Below are 16,072 nucleotides of genomic sequence, written 5' to 3' on the forward strand. Positions count from 1 at the left end.
AGCACACCTAGCGGGCGTCGGTGACCAGCGTCTGGATCTCCCCCACCTCGAGGGTCTGCGGGGCACTGGTCGCGGCGACCAGGTCGGTCTCGACGTGCTGCCCCAGCAGGTCGAACACCACGTGGTAGGAGGTCGTCACCGTGATGTCGTACGCCCCCGTGGTCACGTACGCGTGCTCCACCGCTCCGGCCTGTCCCACGCCTGCGCTCTCGATGCCGACGCCCTCACCGGTCGAGCCGTCACCGAAGTCCCAGCGGACCGTGCCCGCGCTGAACCTCACCGGGATCGTGTTGCCGAAGAGGGTGATCGGCACCGTCTCGTCGGGGGCGGTGGCGTAGAAGTTGTTCGGGATGTTGACGTAGCTCTGCGCTGCCGGCTGCATGGCGAAGGTCGCCTTCGGGGCGAGGGCCTTCGCGGCGTCGATGACGTTCTGGCGGGTGATCTTCGGGACCACCTCGGTCGGCGCGTCCGGACCCCGGCACTCCGAGCCCTTCATCTCCCAATCGGTCGGCTTCTTGTCAGGATCGGCGAAGACGGTCCTGACGTAGACCCAGAAGCGGATCGCGCCGTCCTCCGCACAGGTGTTGACCGCCGCCCCGCACAGCACGTCGGCGCCGTCCTCGGGACCGTTGGTCGAGCACGTCGGGATGTAACGGGTCTCGCTCCACTCGGTCGGCGGGGTCCAGGTGCCCTGGGTGCCACCCTGGCTGCCGTCCTGCGTCTGGGTCGCCGTGTCGGTGCAGCGCCACTCCATGCCGTCCGAGGTCGCGGCCCAGCCGCACACCTTGCCCGCTGACGCCGGCTGGGCGGAGCCGACCACCATGCCCACCAGCATCATCGACCCAGCGACCAGAGTCAGCGCCAGTCTCCTCACGACGCGTCATCCCCGATCTGAGCCTGGAAGTCCAGGAGCCGCCAGCCCGCGGAGGCGTCATCCCACTTCATGTGGACCTCGGTGAAGTTGTCCGGGTAGGCCTTCAACGTCCCTAGACCCTTGCCGGAGGCGTCGAGGACCTTCACCGGAGCGGTCTCGAACGCCACCCCCACGACGTACTCGTCGCCCTTGGTCGAGCGCGGGACGACCCCGAGGATCTTCGGGTCACGCTGCGGCACGCCGAAGACCTTCTGCTGCGCATCGCTCATCGCCTGCCGGACCTTCTCGCATGCGCTGCAGCGCGACCCCGGCGGGACGAGCGCGAACAGCGGGCTCGCGTCCCGGGTGTAGATCACCCGGTAGTCGAGCATCGCGACGTAGGTCGCGAAGGCGTTGGCCGACTCCTGCGTCCTCGCCGCGCCGGAGGGCGCCGGTGGCAACTGGGTCGGCACGCCGGCCGGCACGACCGGCGCGGCCGCGCTGGCGCTGGCCGATGGCGTGACCGAGAGCGGCACCGTGGTCGGCGCCGCGTCGTCGCTCGACCCGCAGGCCGCGAGCGGGACAGCGAGCAGCGCGACCGTTCCGAGAGCGAGGGCGCGACGGGGGAAGCGCATCAGGCCTCCTGGACGTGCTCGGGAAGGAGCTCGGCGATGAGCGCCTCGGTCTCGGACTCCAGCGCCGCGCCTGCAGCATCGAGGCTCACGACCATCTCCTCCACGACCGCAGCCGCGTCGGGGCCATCGGGGTCCTCGTGCTCCGCGCGCAGCAGGTCGCGCCACAGCACCTGGGCGATCGGCGCGAGCCGGAGGCCGGCGCGGGCCGCCTGGGCGGCCCCGCCGGGGTCGTCCTGGACGGTGATCTCGAAGAGCCGGTGGGCGGTGTCGACGACCACGTCGGCCACCTGCTGCTCGAGCCGGGTGCGCGGCAGCCAGGCGTAGCGCTGGGTGGGGCGCCGGGACAGGAACGGACCGCGCACCAGCCGGAGCGCCCGGCCGAGCAGGTCGCGCTCCTCGCGTACCGCAGCGCCGCGGGAGCGCTGCACCAGCGCGACGAAGGCGTGCCAGTCGACACCGACCTCATCGGCGAGGAAGAGGCGGCCGTCGTCGGTCTGACGCAGCAGATAGCCGCCCGAGCTGTCGGCGCCGAGCCAGTCACGGACCCGCTCGATCGTGGCGTCGCGGACCTCGGGCGTGACGCCGCGCGGCCAGATCGAGGCGCCCACGACGCTGGCGTGGACCGGAGCCGGCTGCAGCGCCAGGAAGGTCGCCACCTCGGTCGCGAGCTCGAGCCGGCTGGCGTCGAGGCGCCCCTCGGTGCGCAGCTCCAGGGCACCGAGGACACCGATCCGCACCGAGGCGGTGCTCCAGGTGACGTCGTCCGAGCCGCGGCTCGTCGTCGGCAGGGTCGCCCGGCCCGGCGCGTACGGCTCCTCGGTGCGCGCTCGGGCGAAGAGCGCGGCGATCTCCTCGGCAGCGGAGGCGCCGAGGCGGACGGCGTCGACCTCGATCTCCAGCAACGGGATGGTCATCCGGCCGGCCTCGTCGACGGTGAGGCGCCAGCGGGCGCCGTCGAGCGGCTGCGCGGCCAGGACGCCGATGCCGCGGCTGCCCCCGCGGGCGAGCTCGCCGAGCCGGGCCCCGGTCTCGGCATCGCCGACGGTGCTGCCGAGCACGAGGTACTCCGGCGGGACGCCCGGGTGGCGGCCGAGGCGGCCGGTGAGGACGTCCTCGGCGGCGCGCGGCGCGTTCGCGGCCCACCGGGCGACCAGAGCGTCGACGTCGTCGACCGTCTCGATCGTGGCGCCCGCGATCTCGGCGAGGGCCGGGGCGAGGTGGTAGCCGTGCACGACCTGGTCGTCGCCCCACGGCGAGGTGGCGAGCTGCACGGCGAGGGCGGAGACGACCTCGGTGGCCACGGTTGAGGAGCCGGAGATCGAGACGATGCCGCCCGCGGCCTCGAGGTCGACCAGCACGTCGGCGCCGCTGTCGTCGCGACCGACGCAGACGAGACCCGGGTAGGGGGCGTGACCGCTCTCCCCCGGCGTGAAGGAGGCCCGCTCGAGCCGCCAGGTGCGACCGCCGTCGTGGGCGGACCACGGAGTGACGGCCTGCGGCATCGGCGGGGCGATCTTGAGCTCGACGGCGTCGTCGGTGAGCACCACGGCGTACGCCTGCGGCAGCGGCGTGCGCTCGCTGCGGCAGGCGGCCGAGAGTCCGCGCAGGGCCTGGTCGAGCCAGTCCGTACGGTCCACGTCGGCACCGACCCGCAGTGCCACCTCGGTCTCGATCTCGGCGTCATCGGGGGTCCGGCCGCGGCGACGGCGCCGCTCCGCGAGCAGCGCGCCGAGCAGGACCGCGCCGAAGAGCCCCCCGCCCACGACCGGAAGGATGCCGCGATCGCTGCGGGTCTCCTCGGCGGCCGAGTCGCCCTGCCGCTCGTGTCCGCTCTGCTCGGCCCGGTCGCCACCCTGGTGGGGCGCGACGCTGCCGTCGGCGACGGCGTGTACGCGATTGACCGTGGCGCCGCTGGCGTCGCCGGGCAGGATCAGGACCCAGCCGGGCTGGATGAGCCGGCCGAGGACCAGCTGACCCTGGTCGGGCTGGACCCGCCCCTTGTTGAGCTCGTAGATCTCCTTCCAGCGCCGGCCGTCGCCCAGGGTGCGCTCGGCGATGTCCCAGAGGTTGTCGTGGTGGCGACCCTCCGGCGGCTGCACGATCGTGACCTTGTGGCCGATCACGTCGGTCATCTCCGAGGGGACGCCCGGAACGTGCTCCATCCGCTGCGTCTCGTGCGAGGCGGGCGCCTGAGCCTGGTCGGCGGCCTGAGCGGCGTCGTCCCGCTGGTCCTGGACCACGGTGTGCGAGACCGCCGTGGCGGCGACCGGTGCCGCCGGGGCGACGGCCTGTGCGGCGCCGGAGGTGCCGAGGAACGAGGCGCCGATCAGGAACGTGCCCACCAGCGCGCGAGCCAGCGCCTGGGAGCGGCCCGACAGCGGCACCGGCCGGGGCAGGCCTCCCCCGCGGACCAGGCTGGCCGCCTCGACCAGGACGCACGCGGTGAACTGCAGCCAGGCGAGCCACACCACGACGCGCAGCACGCCGATGAGCGTGTCGGTGGTGATCGGCTGGGTCAGGGTGTCGCGCGTCGGCAGGCTGTGCGGCACCGGCGGCGGACCGGTCAGCAGGATGAGGGCGAGGGGGATCCCTGCCACGAGGACGAGAAGTGCGAGCCCCGCGCCCAGGGCCTGCAACGCGCTGGGGCGCTCCTGGCTCGGCCCGGCCTGGCCGGCGAACCGCTCCGGTCCACGGACCGGCCCGGTGGTGTTGACGATGCTCATGCACGTACTCCCGATGCTCGCTGGCCCAGCGCTCCGTGCGCGCAGGAGGCCCATCGCGCGCTGTGTTGGATGGTGATCTCGCTCCGCTCGTTCACTGCGTGACTTCCTCTGCTGTGGCGGTGGCGTGGACGGTGAAGGTCGAGAATCCGACCAGCCCGAGGATCTGGGTGTCGCCGGTGGCGGAGCCGGTGACCGAGACCCGTCCGTCGTCGTCGATGCGGACCTGGGCGTCGGGATAGCCGGCTGCCCTCATCCAGTCGCTCGCGGCCTGCCGCGCCGCCTCGGTGTTGACCTCGAGCGCGCCACTGTTGCGCAGCGCCTCGACGTCGATCTGGTCGGCACCGGCACGGGCGGCCTGCTCGGCGACGTCGGCGAGCCGCATCCGGGCGTTGAGTGCGCTGCCACCGTCGAAGACGAGGCCGGCGCACGCGAAGAGCACGACGACCAGCATCAGGAAGAACGCGGTCGCCGCTCCCCGTTCGGTCCGCTCACCGCGGCGGAGGCGGCTCACTGGTAGCTCCGGTAGGTGTCGAGGGGCACGGTGCTGCTCGCTCGGATGGTCTTGGTCCCGTGGAGGCCGACCAGACCGAGATCGCTGAGCGGGACGTGGCAGACCAGGTCGACGCGGACGGTGGTCTGCGTGGGAATCAGCCTGGCCGGGTCGCAGCGGCTCTCCAGCGAGGCCGCGACGACCCGGTCCATCGCGGAGCTGTCCAGCGTGCGGGTCAGGGTGACGGCACGTGCGGCGTCGCGCGCGGTCGCGTCGACATCGCCCTGGTAGGAGACCAGCCGGCCGCAGAAGACGATGAAGAGCACGAAGGCGAAGATCACCGGCACGATCAGCACCATCTCGACGGCCATCGAGCCCCGGTCCGACCGGCTGCGCCGCGACAGCAGGCAGCCACGGCACCTCATGGTCGTGGTCACGGCTGCGCCACCACCAACTGCTCGCGCGGCGCCAGGACGCGCTCAACGACCTGAGGCACGACGAAGTCGGGGAGGTACTGCTGGGCGCGGCCGCGCACGACGACCTCCACGTATCCGTCCGTCTTGTCCTCGATGGTCACGCCGTCGGAGGCGTCGGAGAACTCCAGGGTGCCGGCGCCGATCGTGCGCGCGTAGTCCATCCCCGCCTTGGCGGCGGCCGCCCGATCGTGGGTGGTGCGGTAGACCCGGGCCGTCTCGCGCGCGACCGCGTTGGCCTCCTGGTTGCCCAGGTAGACCAAGCAGAACTGGACGGCGAAGAGGATGACGACCATCAGCAGCGGCGCGTAGAGCACGAGCTCGACGTTCGACACCCCGCGCTCGTCACGGCGCGGGGGACGGATCATCAGTTGACGCCGCCCCCACCGCCACCGGGCTCCTTGTTGAGGTCGAGGCTGTCGGCCTTGCCCTTGAGCTTGTTCATCAGGATGAGGCCGATGGCGGCGGCGATCGCGATCAGGATCGCGGAGATGACCACCCATTCGACGGCGGAGGCGCCGCGCTCGAGACGCTGCGCCTTGGCGATCCGGCCGCGCAGCATGGTGGCCAGGAACTGGACCTGGGAGACGGTCATGGGAAGGGGTGTCCTCTCGGGTAGTGCATTCGATCGGACTCTTCCCGATCGAGGGGGCGGTCAAACGCCCGACGTGCCCGCAATCCGGGCGAGAGCGGGATAGATCAGGAAGACCAGGAAGCCGGCGCACAACAGCAGCTGGGCGACCAGCATCGACTGGGACCTGGCCGAGGCGCGGCCCTCGGCGTCGGCGAGCTCACGGCGGCGCATCGACTCCGCGCGCGCCGTCAGCGAGTCACGTACCTTGGCGCCGTCCTCGGCCACGAGGGCGAGGGCGGCGGCCAGGTCGCGCAGCTCGTCGACGTTGACCTCGTCGCCGAGCGAGCCGAGCGCGGCCCAAGGGGTGTTCCCCTGCAGCCGGGCTGCCTCGAGGGTGTCGCGGATGCGGGTCATCGCCCAGCCGTCGGAGATGCCGGAGGCCGCCTGCAACGCCTCCGGGACGCCCCGGCCGCCGGCGAGGTTCATCGCGACCAGGTCGAGGAACGAGCTGACCACGTGCCGGAAGGAGCGACGCTTCTCCTCGGCCTCGCGGGAGAGCGCCAACGCGGGCCAGACGAGTCCGAGCAGCGCGCCGATGAGCAGCACCCACAGCGGCAGCACCGAAGTGGTCACCCCGGCTGCGGTGAGCGGGATCAGCACGACCAGCGGGACGAAGAAGCCGATCAGCGCGCCGATGACCGAGCGGGCCAGGAACATCTCCTGGGACATGCCGACCATGCTGAGGCTGGCGGCCAGGCCTCGCGGGAGGCCGAGGCCGCGCTTGTCCATCGCCTGGGCGACGTCGGCCCCGAGCCGGCGCAGCCGCTGCGACTCCGTCTGGTGGCGGCGATCGCGGGTCAGGCCGTGGTCGCGACGCCCGCGGGCGATGCGGGCGTCGAGCTGGGCGAGCTGGGCCGCGCCGCTGGGCGGCGGCTGGAGCACGAGCCAGGCGCCGAGCAGCAGGCCGGCGCCGACGAGGCCGCCCGCGAGCATGACGAGCATCATCAGCGCGCCACCTCCCCGCGGAAGAGCAGGAAGCGCTCGGGCTGCTCGAAGCGCGACAGCCGCCGCAGCCACATGATGCCGGCGCCGAAGAGCGCGATGATCAGCACCATCACCAGCTGCCCGACGGCGGTCCGGTACGGCGCCAGGTAGGTCGGGTTGAAGACCGCCAGACCCAGCACGAACGCGAGCGTGACGGTGATGATGATCTGCACGCTGCGCTGCGTGCTGCGCCGTCCGGCGTTGATGCGCTGACGCATCTCGAGCTCGGCGCGCGCGGAGCGGGCGAGCGAGGAGAGCACGTCGCGCAGACCGGGGCCGCGGAGCTTCGAGTTGAGGATCAGCGCCGCGATGATCAGGTCGGCGCTCGCGTCGTCCATGTCCTCGGCGAATCGCTCGAGGGCGTCGGGCAGCGGCACCCGTACGCGGAGCCGGTCGGCCATCGTCATCAGACTGCTCTGGATCGCCGGCGCCGCGGCGTACGCGGTCGCGGGGATCGCCTGCTCCAGACCGACGGCACCGGCGACGGTGTCGCGCAGCGACTCGGTCCACGCGGCCAGCCCCTCGATCTTGGCAACGCCGTCCTTCTCGCGGCGGGTGCCGCCGAAGAGACGGCTCCAGAAGGTCACCAGCAGCCCGACGGCGATCGCGGTGACGACCCAGCGGGTCACCACCAGGACGCCGAGACCGGCCAGGATCCCGAGCGGGAGCAGCCGGCCCTGGGTCCGGATCTGCTCGAGCAGGCGGGTGGGTCGCTTGACCACGCCGGACGGCTCGTGCGGGATGAGGGCGTAGCCCAGCAGCGCCAGGCCCCCGCCGATGATCGCGCCGGCGACGATGATCAGCGGGACGCTCAGGTCGCCGTTCACACCCGCACTCCCTCGGTCTCGATCCAGGTCGGCGCAGCACCCGGGACGTACCCGACCGCCTCGAGCTCGCGCAGGCACGAGATCGCCGCGGCCGGCACGGCGTTGCCCTCCGGCCCGACGGCGAACACCTCGCTGGACAGCACCCGGCCGTCGACGCCGTTGACCTCGCGGATCGAGGTCACCATCCGTCGCAGGGTGCCGCCGTCGTGGTAGAGGTTGACCCGCTCGCAGAAGACGACGAAGTCGATGGCGCCGCCGATCAGCATCATCGCCGCCTCGGCCGGCAACCGCTCCGCGCTCTGGATGGCGTAGGTGCAGATCCGGTTGAACACCTCGGCCGAGGAGTTCGCGTGGATGGTCGACAGCGAGCCGTCGTTGCCCTGGCTCATCGCGTTGAGCATGGTCACGATCTCGTCACCGAGCACCTCGCCGACGATGACGCGGCTGGGGTTCATCCGCAGCGAGCGGCGGACCAGCTCGGCCATGTGGATCGCACCCTGGCCCTCGGAGTTGGGCAGCCGCTCCTCGAACGCCACCACGTTGGGGTGCAGGTCCTGGAACTCCCCGAGGCCGAGCTCGAGCGCGCGCTCCACGGTGATGAGTCGCTCGTGCGGCTCGATCTCGTTGGCGAGGGCTCGCAGCAGGGTGGTCTTACCGGCGTTGGTCGCACCGGCGATCATGATGTTCTTGCGAGCCCGGACAGCGGCGGAGAGGAAGGCCGCCACCTCCGGCGACATCGAGCCGTAGCCGACCAGGGTGTCGAGGCTGACGCGGGAGAGGCGCGCGCGACGGATCGACAGCGACGGCCGCTGGCACACGCCCATCACCGCCGACAGCCGCGAGCCGTCCGGCAGCCGCAGGTCGAGCTGCGGGTTGGCGGTGTCGAAGGGACGCGACGTCAGGCCCGAGTAGGCGCCCAGCGTCTGCACCAGCTCGACCAGCTCGTCGTCGCTGTCGGCGACCGGCTCGCCGATGACCTCACGACCGTCGGCGTAGCCGATGAAGACCTGGTCACAGCCGTTGATGTCGATGTTCTCCACGTCCGGGTCGTCCAGCAGGGGCTGGAGCCGGCCGACGCCGAAGAGGGCGGCGTGGATGCCGTCGGCGAGCTGGGCCTCCTCGTCCTGGGCGGGAGGCGTACGACCGGCGCGGATCTCCTCGCGGGCGTACGCGTCCAGGACGCGGGTGACGACCGCGCGGGCGAACTGCCGCTCGTCCTCCGCGGTCATCGGCGGCAGGCCGTTCGAGGCGTCCTCGCGGCGCTGGCGGGCGAGGACGTCGGCGACCTCCTCGCGCAGGCGGCGGACCAGGTTCTGATCGGTCATGCCGACACCTCCACCGCAGCGGTGAAGCCGGCCAGATCGCGGACAGCGGCGGAGAGGGTGACCGCGGAGCGGCCGAGCAGCGAGCGCCGCACCGAGCCGATCCGGGTCGAGGAGAGCACCGCGGCGCCCTTCTCGTCCTCGGCGACCACTCCGAGCACGACGGCGCCGAGGCCGTGGGCGTCGAGGAGCTGCTGCAGGTCCGCGCCGGAGCGGGTGTCGCGGTAGGTCGTCCGGACGATCACGCCGACCCGTCCGGCCTCGAGCTGTCCGGAGAGGGAGGCGAGCCGCTCGCGGAGCTGGGCGATCCCCTCCACGTCGGGGCGGACCACGAAGACGACGGCGTCGGCCTTGGCGAGCACCGGGAGGACGGACGAGCCGGGCACGACCCGGCCGCAGTCGACGATGACGTCGCCGTGGTGGGCCGCGAAGACGGCCGGCAGCTGGCCCCAGACGGCGCCGAGGCCGGAGAGCAGCTCCGGCGAGGGCACGCCGACGAGGACGGGGACGCCCTGGGACGTCTCCTGCAGGTGCAGCACCAGTGCGGTCTCACCCGCGCCGCGGCGGGTCGCCGCGCCGAGCGCGAGCAGGCCGCGGTCGGGGTCGAGCGGGTCGCCGCCCTCCGTACGGGTGCGCCAGATGAGGTCGCCGCCGGCGGGGTCGATGTCGGCGAGCGCCACCCGCTCGGGCCACACCGAGGCCAGTGCGAGCGCGGTCATCGTGACCCCGGGTGAGCCCTTGGCCGAGACGAGGGCGATCACGCTCACTCGGCGACCTCCAGCTTCACCGTCGTGGGCTGGCCGCGCTTGAGCAGGGCGGCGCCGGCCTGGCCGGCGGCGGAGGCGTCGATGATCTGGGGCGCGACGCTCCTCGGGACGAGCAGGACGGCGGTGGTCGAGCCGCTGCTGAGCGAGTCGCTCGCGCCGGTGGAGATGCCCATCACGAGCGCCTGGCTGATCACCTGCGGAGCCGCGGCGGCCGAGCTGCTCTTGTCTCCGGCGGTGCGCACGACCTCGATGAGGTCGCCGCCGCGCAGCGTCGAGGACGGGGCCAGCGCGGCGCTGAGGGACATCGAGACCATCACCTTGTCGTCGCCGTAGGGCGCCGTCTGGTTGACGAGGTTGCGGTCGAGCAGGGTGCCGGGGCGGATGTCCTGGGCGGCGTACCAGCTGCCGTCGGCGAGCTGGGCGGCGTCGTCGGCGGAGATCAGCGACAGTCCGCTGGCCGACACGCTGACGGCGCGCAGGTCCTCGGCGGTGATCCGGGACCCGGGCACGATCTCCCGGGCGGCGACCAGCACGGAGGTGCGCGAGTCCATCCGTACGGCGAGCAGCCCGGCGATCAGGGCTCCGCCCACGACCAGGAGGACGGCGAGTGCGGCGAGGGCGGGGCGGCGCTGGCGGGGCGGCTTCACGACGGGCCGGGCGGACCCACCCGGGGCCCGCCCGTTGGCGGCCAGCCCACGGAACGCGCGACTGCGCTGCTGGTCGGCCAGGCTGGTGCTGGAATCAGTGGTCACTGTGTCAGTACTGCCCCGATACGCTGCCTGCCAAACAAGAAGAATCGGGGTCTTCTGTGCGATTCAGCGTGACGGCGATCGACGGCGCGAGCGGCCGCAGTGCCGACGTGCTCCTGGATGCTCTGCCCGAGCAGCGGGTGTCCGACGTCCTGCCGGCGCTGCTCGGCGTGCTCGGGGAGCCGGTGCATCCGCGTTTCCTGTCGGGTCTGGCCGTCTACGTCGACGGCCGCCCGGTCGCGGTCGAGCAGACCGTGCGGGACGCGGGGCTGCGTGCCGGCGTACGGATCGCCGTGCACGAGCCTGACTCCTGGCAGCCTTCCCTGCCCACCGGCGTCGTCGAGCTGCGGGTCGTCTCGGGTCCCGGCGCCGGACGCATCCACCGGCTCGGCCTCGGCGAGCACGTCATCGGGTGTGGCGGCTCCGGCATGTCGCTGCCCGACCTGCTGCTGCCGGTCGACGCGCTGACCGTGTCGGTGGGCACCGACGGCGAGCTGTCGATCCTCGCCGTGACGGTGCCCGTGCGGATCGACGGCGTCGACCCCGACGCCCCCGACGACGTCGTCCTCGAGGACCCCGCCGAGGACGTCGACAACCTCCCCGACGACCTGCTCACCAGGCGCGAGCGCGCCGAGCGCGCCCGCCGAACGGCCGACGCCGACACCGGCCCCGCTCCCCTGGCGTGGCCGCGCGGCGCCGATCTGCGCATCGGGCAGACCGTGCTGCAGTGGCACCACGTCTGGCAGCCGGACGCGGACGCGACGCCGAGCACCGAGCGGCTCGGCCTGGACTTCAACCGCCCGCCGCGGATGCTGCCGCCCGTACGGGAGGGCGCCTTCACCATCCCCGCGGAGCCGAGCGCGCCGAGACGCCAGGGCATCCCGTGGGCGATGGTGATCGCCCCGATCATCATGGCCGGTCCGATGGCGATGTTCTTCGGCAGCCCGCGCTACCTGGTGATGGCCGGTCTCTCACCGGTGATGGCCATCTTCAACTGGGTGTTCAACCGGCGCAGCGGCGCGCAGGAGCACCGCGAGCGGATGATCGAGTACAAGAACGAGGACCGGTCCGTACGCCGCCGGATCGCCCGGGCGTGGACCCTCGAGCGCGACGACCTGCGCCGCCAGCAGCCCGACGCGGCCGGCCTGCTCCTGCAGGCGGTCGGCCCGGGGCACGACCTGTGGGTGCGCCGCCGGCGCGACCCCGACTACCTCACCCTGCGCATCGGGGTGGCCGATCGGCCCTCCGCGCTCACGATCAACGACCGTGCCCGCAAGGAGACCGACGAGCCGCGTGCGCCGCATGAGCTCGGTGACGTCCCGGTCGGCATCCGGATGCGGGCCGAGGGCGTCGTCGGTCTGTGCGGCGACGGCTCGGGCGTCGACGCGCTCGGCCGCTGGCTCCTGGGCCAGGCCTCGGTCCTGCACGCCCCCGACGACCTGCGGATCGTGGTGCTGACCGGCTCCGAGCGTGAGCAGCAGTGGGGCTGGCTGCGCTGGCTCCCGCACTGCCGCGTCACCGGCGAGCCCGTCGGAGCGGTGATCGGCACGGAGCAGGGCTCCGTCTCGCGCCGGGTCGGCGAGCTGGGTCAGGTCATCGCCGAGCGCAGCATGAAGGACGGCATGGTCCCGCCGGGCGGCGACGTGCCGCCGCGCCCGGACTTCCTGGTCGTCCTCGACGGCGCCCGGCGCCTGCGTACCCTGCCCGGTGTCGTCCAGCTGCTCCGCGAAGGCCCCGCGGTCGGGGTCCACGTGCTCTGCATCGACGACGACGCCCGCTCCCTGCCGGAGGAGTGCCGGGCGATCCTCCAGGTCTCCGAGGGGCTGGTCGAGCTGCGCCGTACGGGCAGCGAGGCGGTCTCGCGGATCAGCCCGGACCTGGTCGAGCAGGCCTGGACCGAGCGGATCGCCCGGGCGATGGCGCCCGTACGCGACACCACCCCCGACGAGCAGGTCTCCGGTCTGCCGGCGAGTGCCCGCCTGCTCGACTCGGTCCGGATGCCCGACCCGACACCCGACCAGATCCGGCACCGCTGGGGTCCCGAGGCGCAGACCGAGGTGGTCATCGGCGAGGGCTTCGACGGCCCGTTCCGGCTCGATCTGCGCAAGGACGGCCCGCACGCACTGATCGCGGGCACCACCGGCTCCGGCAAGTCGGAGTTCCTGCAGACGGTCGTCGCCTCGCTCGCGATCTCCAACAGCCCCGAGCAGATGACCTTCGTACTGGTCGACTACAAGGGCGGCTCGGCGTTCAAGGACTGTGCGCAGCTGCCACACACCGTCGGCATGGTCACCGACCTCGACACCCATCTGGTCGGTCGCGCGCTCACGTCGCTGGGCGCGGAGCTGCGCCGCCGCGAGCACCTGCTCGCCGTCCCCGGCGCGAAGGACCTCGAGGACTACTGGGCGCTGCAGCGCCATGACCCGTCACTGCCGGTGATCCCGCGACTGGCGATCGTGATCGACGAGTTCGCCTCGCTCAAGTCCGAGCTGCCCGACTTCGTCGACGGCCTGGTCACCATCGCCCAGCGCGGCCGCTCGCTCGGCATCCACCTGGTGCTCGCCACCCAGCGCCCCTCGGGTGTCATCTCCAACGACATCCGCGCCAACACCAACCTCAGGATCGCGCTGCGCGTCACCGACGACGCCGAGTCGCGCGATGTCATCGACGCACCCGACGCCGCGACCATTGGCGCCCACCAGCCCGGCCGCGGCTACGCCCGCCTGGGCCACTCCTCGCTGCTGCCGTTCCAGTCCGGCCGGGTCGGCGGGGCGCGCCCCTCCGTGAGGACCAGCGAGGCGGAGCTCCCGCCCGCTCTCGCGTGGGCGCTGCCGTGGACCGACATCGGCCTGCCGGCGCCCGCGCGCCCGAAGGTCCAGGGCGGCACCACCGACGAGGGCGAGACCGACCTCAAGGTCCTGGTCGAGGCGATCCAGGGCGCCAACGACGCGCTCGGCCTGCCGCCGATGCACTCCCCCTGGCTCGCCTCGCTCCCCACCACCGTCACCGTCCCGGGGCTGGGTGTTCGCGAGTCCACCCGCGAGGACGCGACCGAGCAGGTCATCGGCTTCTCCGCACCCTGGGCGATGGACGACGTCCCGCAGGACCAGGCCCAGCGACCGCGCCGGTTCACCCTCGGTGGCTCCGGCCACCTCTACATCGTGGGCGGGGCCCGCAGCGGCCGGTCCACGGCGCTGCGCACCATCGCGGCAGCGCTCGCCGAGACCACGGCGGTCCGCGACCTGCACCTGTACGGCCTCGACTGCGGCAACGGCGCGCTGCTGCCGCTCTCGGCACTCCCCCACACCGGTGCGATCGTGCAGCGCACCGAGGTCGAGCGCGCCGGCCGGCTGCTCGACCGGCTGCTCGACGAGGTCAAGCGGCGCCAGGACGTGCTCGGGCGCGACGGGTTCGCCGACATCGACGAGCAGCGCCGGGCGGCCTCGCCCGGCGAGCGCCTGCCGTACGTGCTGTTGCTGCTCGACCGCTGGGAGGGCTTCGTCTCCGACCTCTCCGAGGTCGACCTGGGCCGGCTCAACGATGCGATGCTGACCCTGCTGCGCGAAGGTGCCTCGGTCGGTCTCCAGGTCGTGATGACCGGCGACCGCAGCCTGCTCAGCGGCCGCGTCGCCGGTCTGGTCGAGTCCAAGCTGCTGCTGCGCCTGCCCGACCGCACCGACTACAGCCTGGCCGGGCTGAAGGTGAAGGACGTCCCGGAGAACATGGCCGAGGGCCGCGGCGTGTGGTCCGACTCCGGCCTGGAGAGCCAGGTCGCGGTGCTCGTCGACGACACCTCGGGCGCCGCCCAGAGCGGGTACGTCCGTGAGCTCGGCGAGCGGCTGCGCGCGGCCGGCGTGGTGACCCCGCCTGAGCTGCGGCCGTTCTCGTTGGCCGCGCTGCCGAGCGCGGTCAATGCCGACCAGGCGCTGGCCGGTGGTGTCGGCGCGACCGTCCCGGCCGGGACGATCCCCGTCGGCGTCGGCGGCGACGACCTGGGCCTCCTCACCGTGGAGGCGGTGCAGAGCCCCGCGCTCGTGGTCGGCCCGCCGCGCAGCGGCCGGACCAACTCGCTGCTCTTCGCCGCGCGCTGGGCGCTGGCCCAGGAGCGCCAGATCCTGGGGTTCACCCCGGCCGAGAACGCCCTCACCCAGCTGCTCGCGCAGGCCGGCGCCGAGTGCATCAGTGGCACCTCCGCCGGACCCGACGACGTGGTCAAGCGGCTGCAGGCGCTGGGCGACGGCGCGCTCGTCCTGATCGACGATGCTGAGCGGCTGCGCGAGGCCGAGATGGCGCCGGTGCTGATGGCGCTCGTACGACAGGCACGCGACCGCGACTTCCACGTCCTGGTGGCGGGCGGGGCCAACGAGCTCGCGGCCGGCTACTCCGGCTGGATCACCGAGGCCCGCAAGGGCCGCAAGGGTGTCGTGCTCTCGCCGATGGAGGCGCTCGCAGCTGACGTCTTCGGCGGCAGGGTCGGGCGGATGTCGCTGGTCGCGCGCCTCACCCCGGGACGCGGTGTGCTCTTCGACGGCACCGGCGACCAGATCCCGGTGCAGACCCCGCTGTGCGGCTGAGCCCGGAATCCGTCAGGTTTAGGGTGCGTCGCCCACGGGCAGAAGTACCTCCGACAGGCACCAAACCTCTATTGGGAGTACGGACTCATGGGCGCTGAGAAGAGCATCTCCATTGACCACGGCAGCATTGCTGCTCAGGCCAAGAACCTGGCCAACCTCAAGAACCAGCTCGAGCAGCTGCTCGACACGACCAAGGGTCAGGTCGACAGCCTGATCGCCGACGGCGGCTTCCAGGGCTCCGCCGGTGGCTCGTTCCAGACCACCTACACGGACTGGACCGACGCCAACAAGAAGAGCGTCGGCCTCCTCGAGGAGATGTCCACCTACCTGACGAAGGCGTCGCAGGCCTTCGCCGACATCGACAACGCGTACACGCTCAAGGGCTGACGAGCGCGGCAGAACCTCGAGTCCCCTCGAACGCAAGAAGCCCCCGCCAATGGCGGGGGCTTCTTACGTTGTCGCTAACTATCTGCGGCGCCTGGGACGTGCGATCGCAAGGCGGAGGCCCGATGGCGGCCTTGGAGCGGAGCGGCCGTTGAGGGCCGACAACGCAGCGAGCGTGCGTGCCAGGTGTCTCAGATCAGTGGAACGAGTCGCCGCAGGCGCAGGAACCCGTCGCGTTCGGGTTGTCGATCGTGAAGCCCTGCTTCTCGATCGTGTCCACGAAGTCGATGGTCGCGCCGTTGAGGTACGGAACGCTCATCCGGTCGACGACGACGCCGACGCCGTCGAAGTCGGTGATGACGTCACCGTCGAGGCTGCGCTCGTCGAAGAAGAGCTGGTAGCGCAGGCCCGAGCAACCGCCCGGCTGCACCGAGATGCGCAGGTTGAGGTCATCGCGACCCTCCTGCTCGAGCAGGCTCTTCACCTTGGCGGCAGCGATGTCGCTCAGGTTGATCTGGTCGGTGCGGGTGCCGAGAGCCACCGAGACCGGCGCCGTGGCAGCCGGAGCGCTCGCGCTCTCAGCACTGTGGTTGTGACCGCCGCCGCAGCATGCGTCGCCCATGAGGACCTCCAAAGTCAGGATTTCAGCGTCGTACG

At 72.4% G+C, this 16,072-nt stretch carries 15 protein-coding genes; 2 read left to right on the top strand and 13 right to left on the bottom strand.

Translation table 11 applies throughout. From position 1 onward, the window contains the following. Window positions 1-7: 7 nt before the first annotated feature. The 12 genes from KSO98_RS13995 to KSO98_RS14050 form a co-directional block, all read right to left on the bottom strand. Window positions 8-874, bottom strand: coding sequence for a PKD domain-containing protein (locus KSO98_RS13995; protein WP_225286260.1), 867 nt, complete (start codon window positions 872-874; stop codon window positions 8-10). Next, the gene (locus tag KSO98_RS14000) at window positions 871-1,488 is read right to left on the bottom strand and encodes a hypothetical protein (RefSeq protein ID WP_225286261.1); all 618 of its coding nucleotides are present in this window, start codon (window positions 1,486-1,488) and stop codon (window positions 871-873) included. The genes KSO98_RS13995 and KSO98_RS14000 overlap by 4 nt, the downstream gene beginning before the upstream one ends. Next, entirely contained in the window at window positions 1,488-4,211 is a 2,724-nt protein-coding gene (locus KSO98_RS14005) for an AfsR/SARP family transcriptional regulator (RefSeq protein WP_225286263.1), read from the bottom strand. Before KSO98_RS14005 ends, KSO98_RS14000 begins: the two co-directional genes overlap by 1 nt. Window positions 4,212-4,302: 91 nt before the next feature. Beyond that, entirely contained in the window at window positions 4,303-4,722 is a 420-nt protein-coding gene (locus tag KSO98_RS14010; protein WP_225286264.1) for a TadE/TadG family type IV pilus assembly protein, read from the bottom strand. Next, a complete protein-coding gene (locus KSO98_RS14015; protein WP_225286265.1) occupies window positions 4,719-5,138 on the bottom strand; it encodes a TadE/TadG family type IV pilus assembly protein in 420 nt (139 codons plus the stop codon). Before KSO98_RS14015 ends, KSO98_RS14010 begins: the two co-directional genes overlap by 4 nt. Then, window positions 5,135-5,542: a TadE/TadG family type IV pilus assembly protein gene (locus KSO98_RS14020; protein ID WP_225286266.1), complete on the bottom strand. Its 408-nt coding sequence runs from the start codon at window positions 5,540-5,542 to the stop codon at window positions 5,135-5,137. The genes KSO98_RS14015 and KSO98_RS14020 overlap by 4 nt, the downstream gene beginning before the upstream one ends. Then, window positions 5,542-5,769 carry a hypothetical protein gene (locus KSO98_RS14025; protein ID WP_225286267.1) on the bottom strand — a complete coding sequence of 76 codons (228 nt, stop codon included), beginning with the start codon at window positions 5,767-5,769 and terminating at the stop codon, window positions 5,542-5,544. The genes KSO98_RS14020 and KSO98_RS14025 overlap by 1 nt, the downstream gene beginning before the upstream one ends. A gap of 60 nt (window positions 5,770-5,829) precedes the next feature. After that, window positions 5,830-6,753 (bottom strand): type II secretion system F family protein, encoded by a 924-nt coding sequence (locus KSO98_RS14030; RefSeq protein WP_225286268.1) that lies wholly within the window; start codon window positions 6,751-6,753, stop codon window positions 5,830-5,832. After that, window positions 6,753-7,619 (bottom strand): type II secretion system F family protein, encoded by an 867-nt coding sequence (locus KSO98_RS14035; RefSeq protein WP_225286269.1) that lies wholly within the window; start codon window positions 7,617-7,619, stop codon window positions 6,753-6,755. Before KSO98_RS14035 ends, KSO98_RS14030 begins: the two co-directional genes overlap by 1 nt. Further along, window positions 7,616-8,944, bottom strand: coding sequence for a TadA family conjugal transfer-associated ATPase (locus KSO98_RS14040; RefSeq protein ID WP_225286270.1), 1,329 nt, complete (start codon window positions 8,942-8,944; stop codon window positions 7,616-7,618). The genes KSO98_RS14035 and KSO98_RS14040 overlap by 4 nt, the downstream gene beginning before the upstream one ends. Further along, a complete protein-coding gene (locus KSO98_RS14045) occupies window positions 8,941-9,708 on the bottom strand; it encodes a CpaE/TadZ family protein (RefSeq protein WP_225286271.1) in 768 nt (255 codons plus the stop codon). The genes KSO98_RS14040 and KSO98_RS14045 overlap by 4 nt, the downstream gene beginning before the upstream one ends. Beyond that, complete coding sequence (locus KSO98_RS14050; RefSeq protein WP_225286272.1) at window positions 9,705-10,460, bottom strand: SAF domain-containing protein; 756 nt, start codon at window positions 10,458-10,460, stop codon at window positions 9,705-9,707. Before KSO98_RS14050 ends, KSO98_RS14045 begins: the two co-directional genes overlap by 4 nt. Before the next feature lie 56 nt (window positions 10,461-10,516). Between KSO98_RS14050 and KSO98_RS18975 the strand changes: the two genes are divergently transcribed. After that, entirely contained in the window at window positions 10,517-15,031 is a 4,515-nt protein-coding gene (locus KSO98_RS18975; RefSeq protein WP_225286273.1) for an FtsK/SpoIIIE domain-containing protein, read from the top strand. Window positions 15,032-15,118: 87 nt separating this feature from the next. Then, window positions 15,119-15,418, top strand: a complete 300-nt coding sequence (locus KSO98_RS14060; RefSeq protein ID WP_225286274.1) for a WXG100 family type VII secretion target — start codon at window positions 15,119-15,121, stop codon at window positions 15,416-15,418. A gap of 193 nt (window positions 15,419-15,611) precedes the next feature. Here the strand turns inward: KSO98_RS14060 and erpA are convergent, their stop codons facing one another. Beyond that, the gene (gene erpA, locus KSO98_RS14065) at window positions 15,612-16,037 is read right to left on the bottom strand and encodes an iron-sulfur cluster insertion protein ErpA (protein WP_225286276.1); all 426 of its coding nucleotides are present in this window, start codon (window positions 16,035-16,037) and stop codon (window positions 15,612-15,614) included. Window positions 16,038-16,072: the final 35 nt, after the last annotated feature.

It is taken from the genome of Nocardioides nematodiphilus, from assembly GCF_020216525.1.
GTDB classification, from domain to species: domain Bacteria; phylum Actinomycetota; class Actinomycetes; order Propionibacteriales; family Nocardioidaceae; genus Nocardioides; species Nocardioides nematodiphilus.

What these genes read in the sequence shown, in the direction of transcription:
- KSO98_RS14020 (WP_225286266.1), bottom strand. Translation starts at nt 5,542, where the DNA reads ATGATCCGTCCCCCGCGCCGTGACGAGCGCGGGGTGTCGAACGTCGAG.
- KSO98_RS14025 (WP_225286267.1), bottom strand. Translation starts at nt 5,769, where the DNA reads ATGACCGTCTCCCAGGTCCAGTTCCTGGCCACCATGCTGCGCGGCCGG.
- erpA (WP_225286276.1), bottom strand. Translation starts at nt 16,037, where the DNA reads ATGGGCGACGCATGCTGCGGCGGCGGTCACAACCACAGTGCTGAGAGC.
- KSO98_RS14005 (WP_225286263.1), bottom strand. Translation starts at nt 4,211, where the DNA reads ATGAGCATCGTCAACACCACCGGGCCGGTCCGTGGACCGGAGCGGTTC.
- KSO98_RS14060 (WP_225286274.1), top strand. Translation starts at nt 15,119, where the DNA reads ATGGGCGCTGAGAAGAGCATCTCCATTGACCACGGCAGCATTGCTGCT.
- KSO98_RS14040 (WP_225286270.1), bottom strand. Translation starts at nt 8,944, where the DNA reads ATGACCGATCAGAACCTGGTCCGCCGCCTGCGCGAGGAGGTCGCCGAC.
- KSO98_RS14030 (WP_225286268.1), bottom strand. Translation starts at nt 6,753, where the DNA reads ATGATGCTCGTCATGCTCGCGGGCGGCCTCGTCGGCGCCGGCCTGCTG.
- KSO98_RS14000 (WP_225286261.1), bottom strand. Translation starts at nt 1,488, where the DNA reads ATGCGCTTCCCCCGTCGCGCCCTCGCTCTCGGAACGGTCGCGCTGCTC.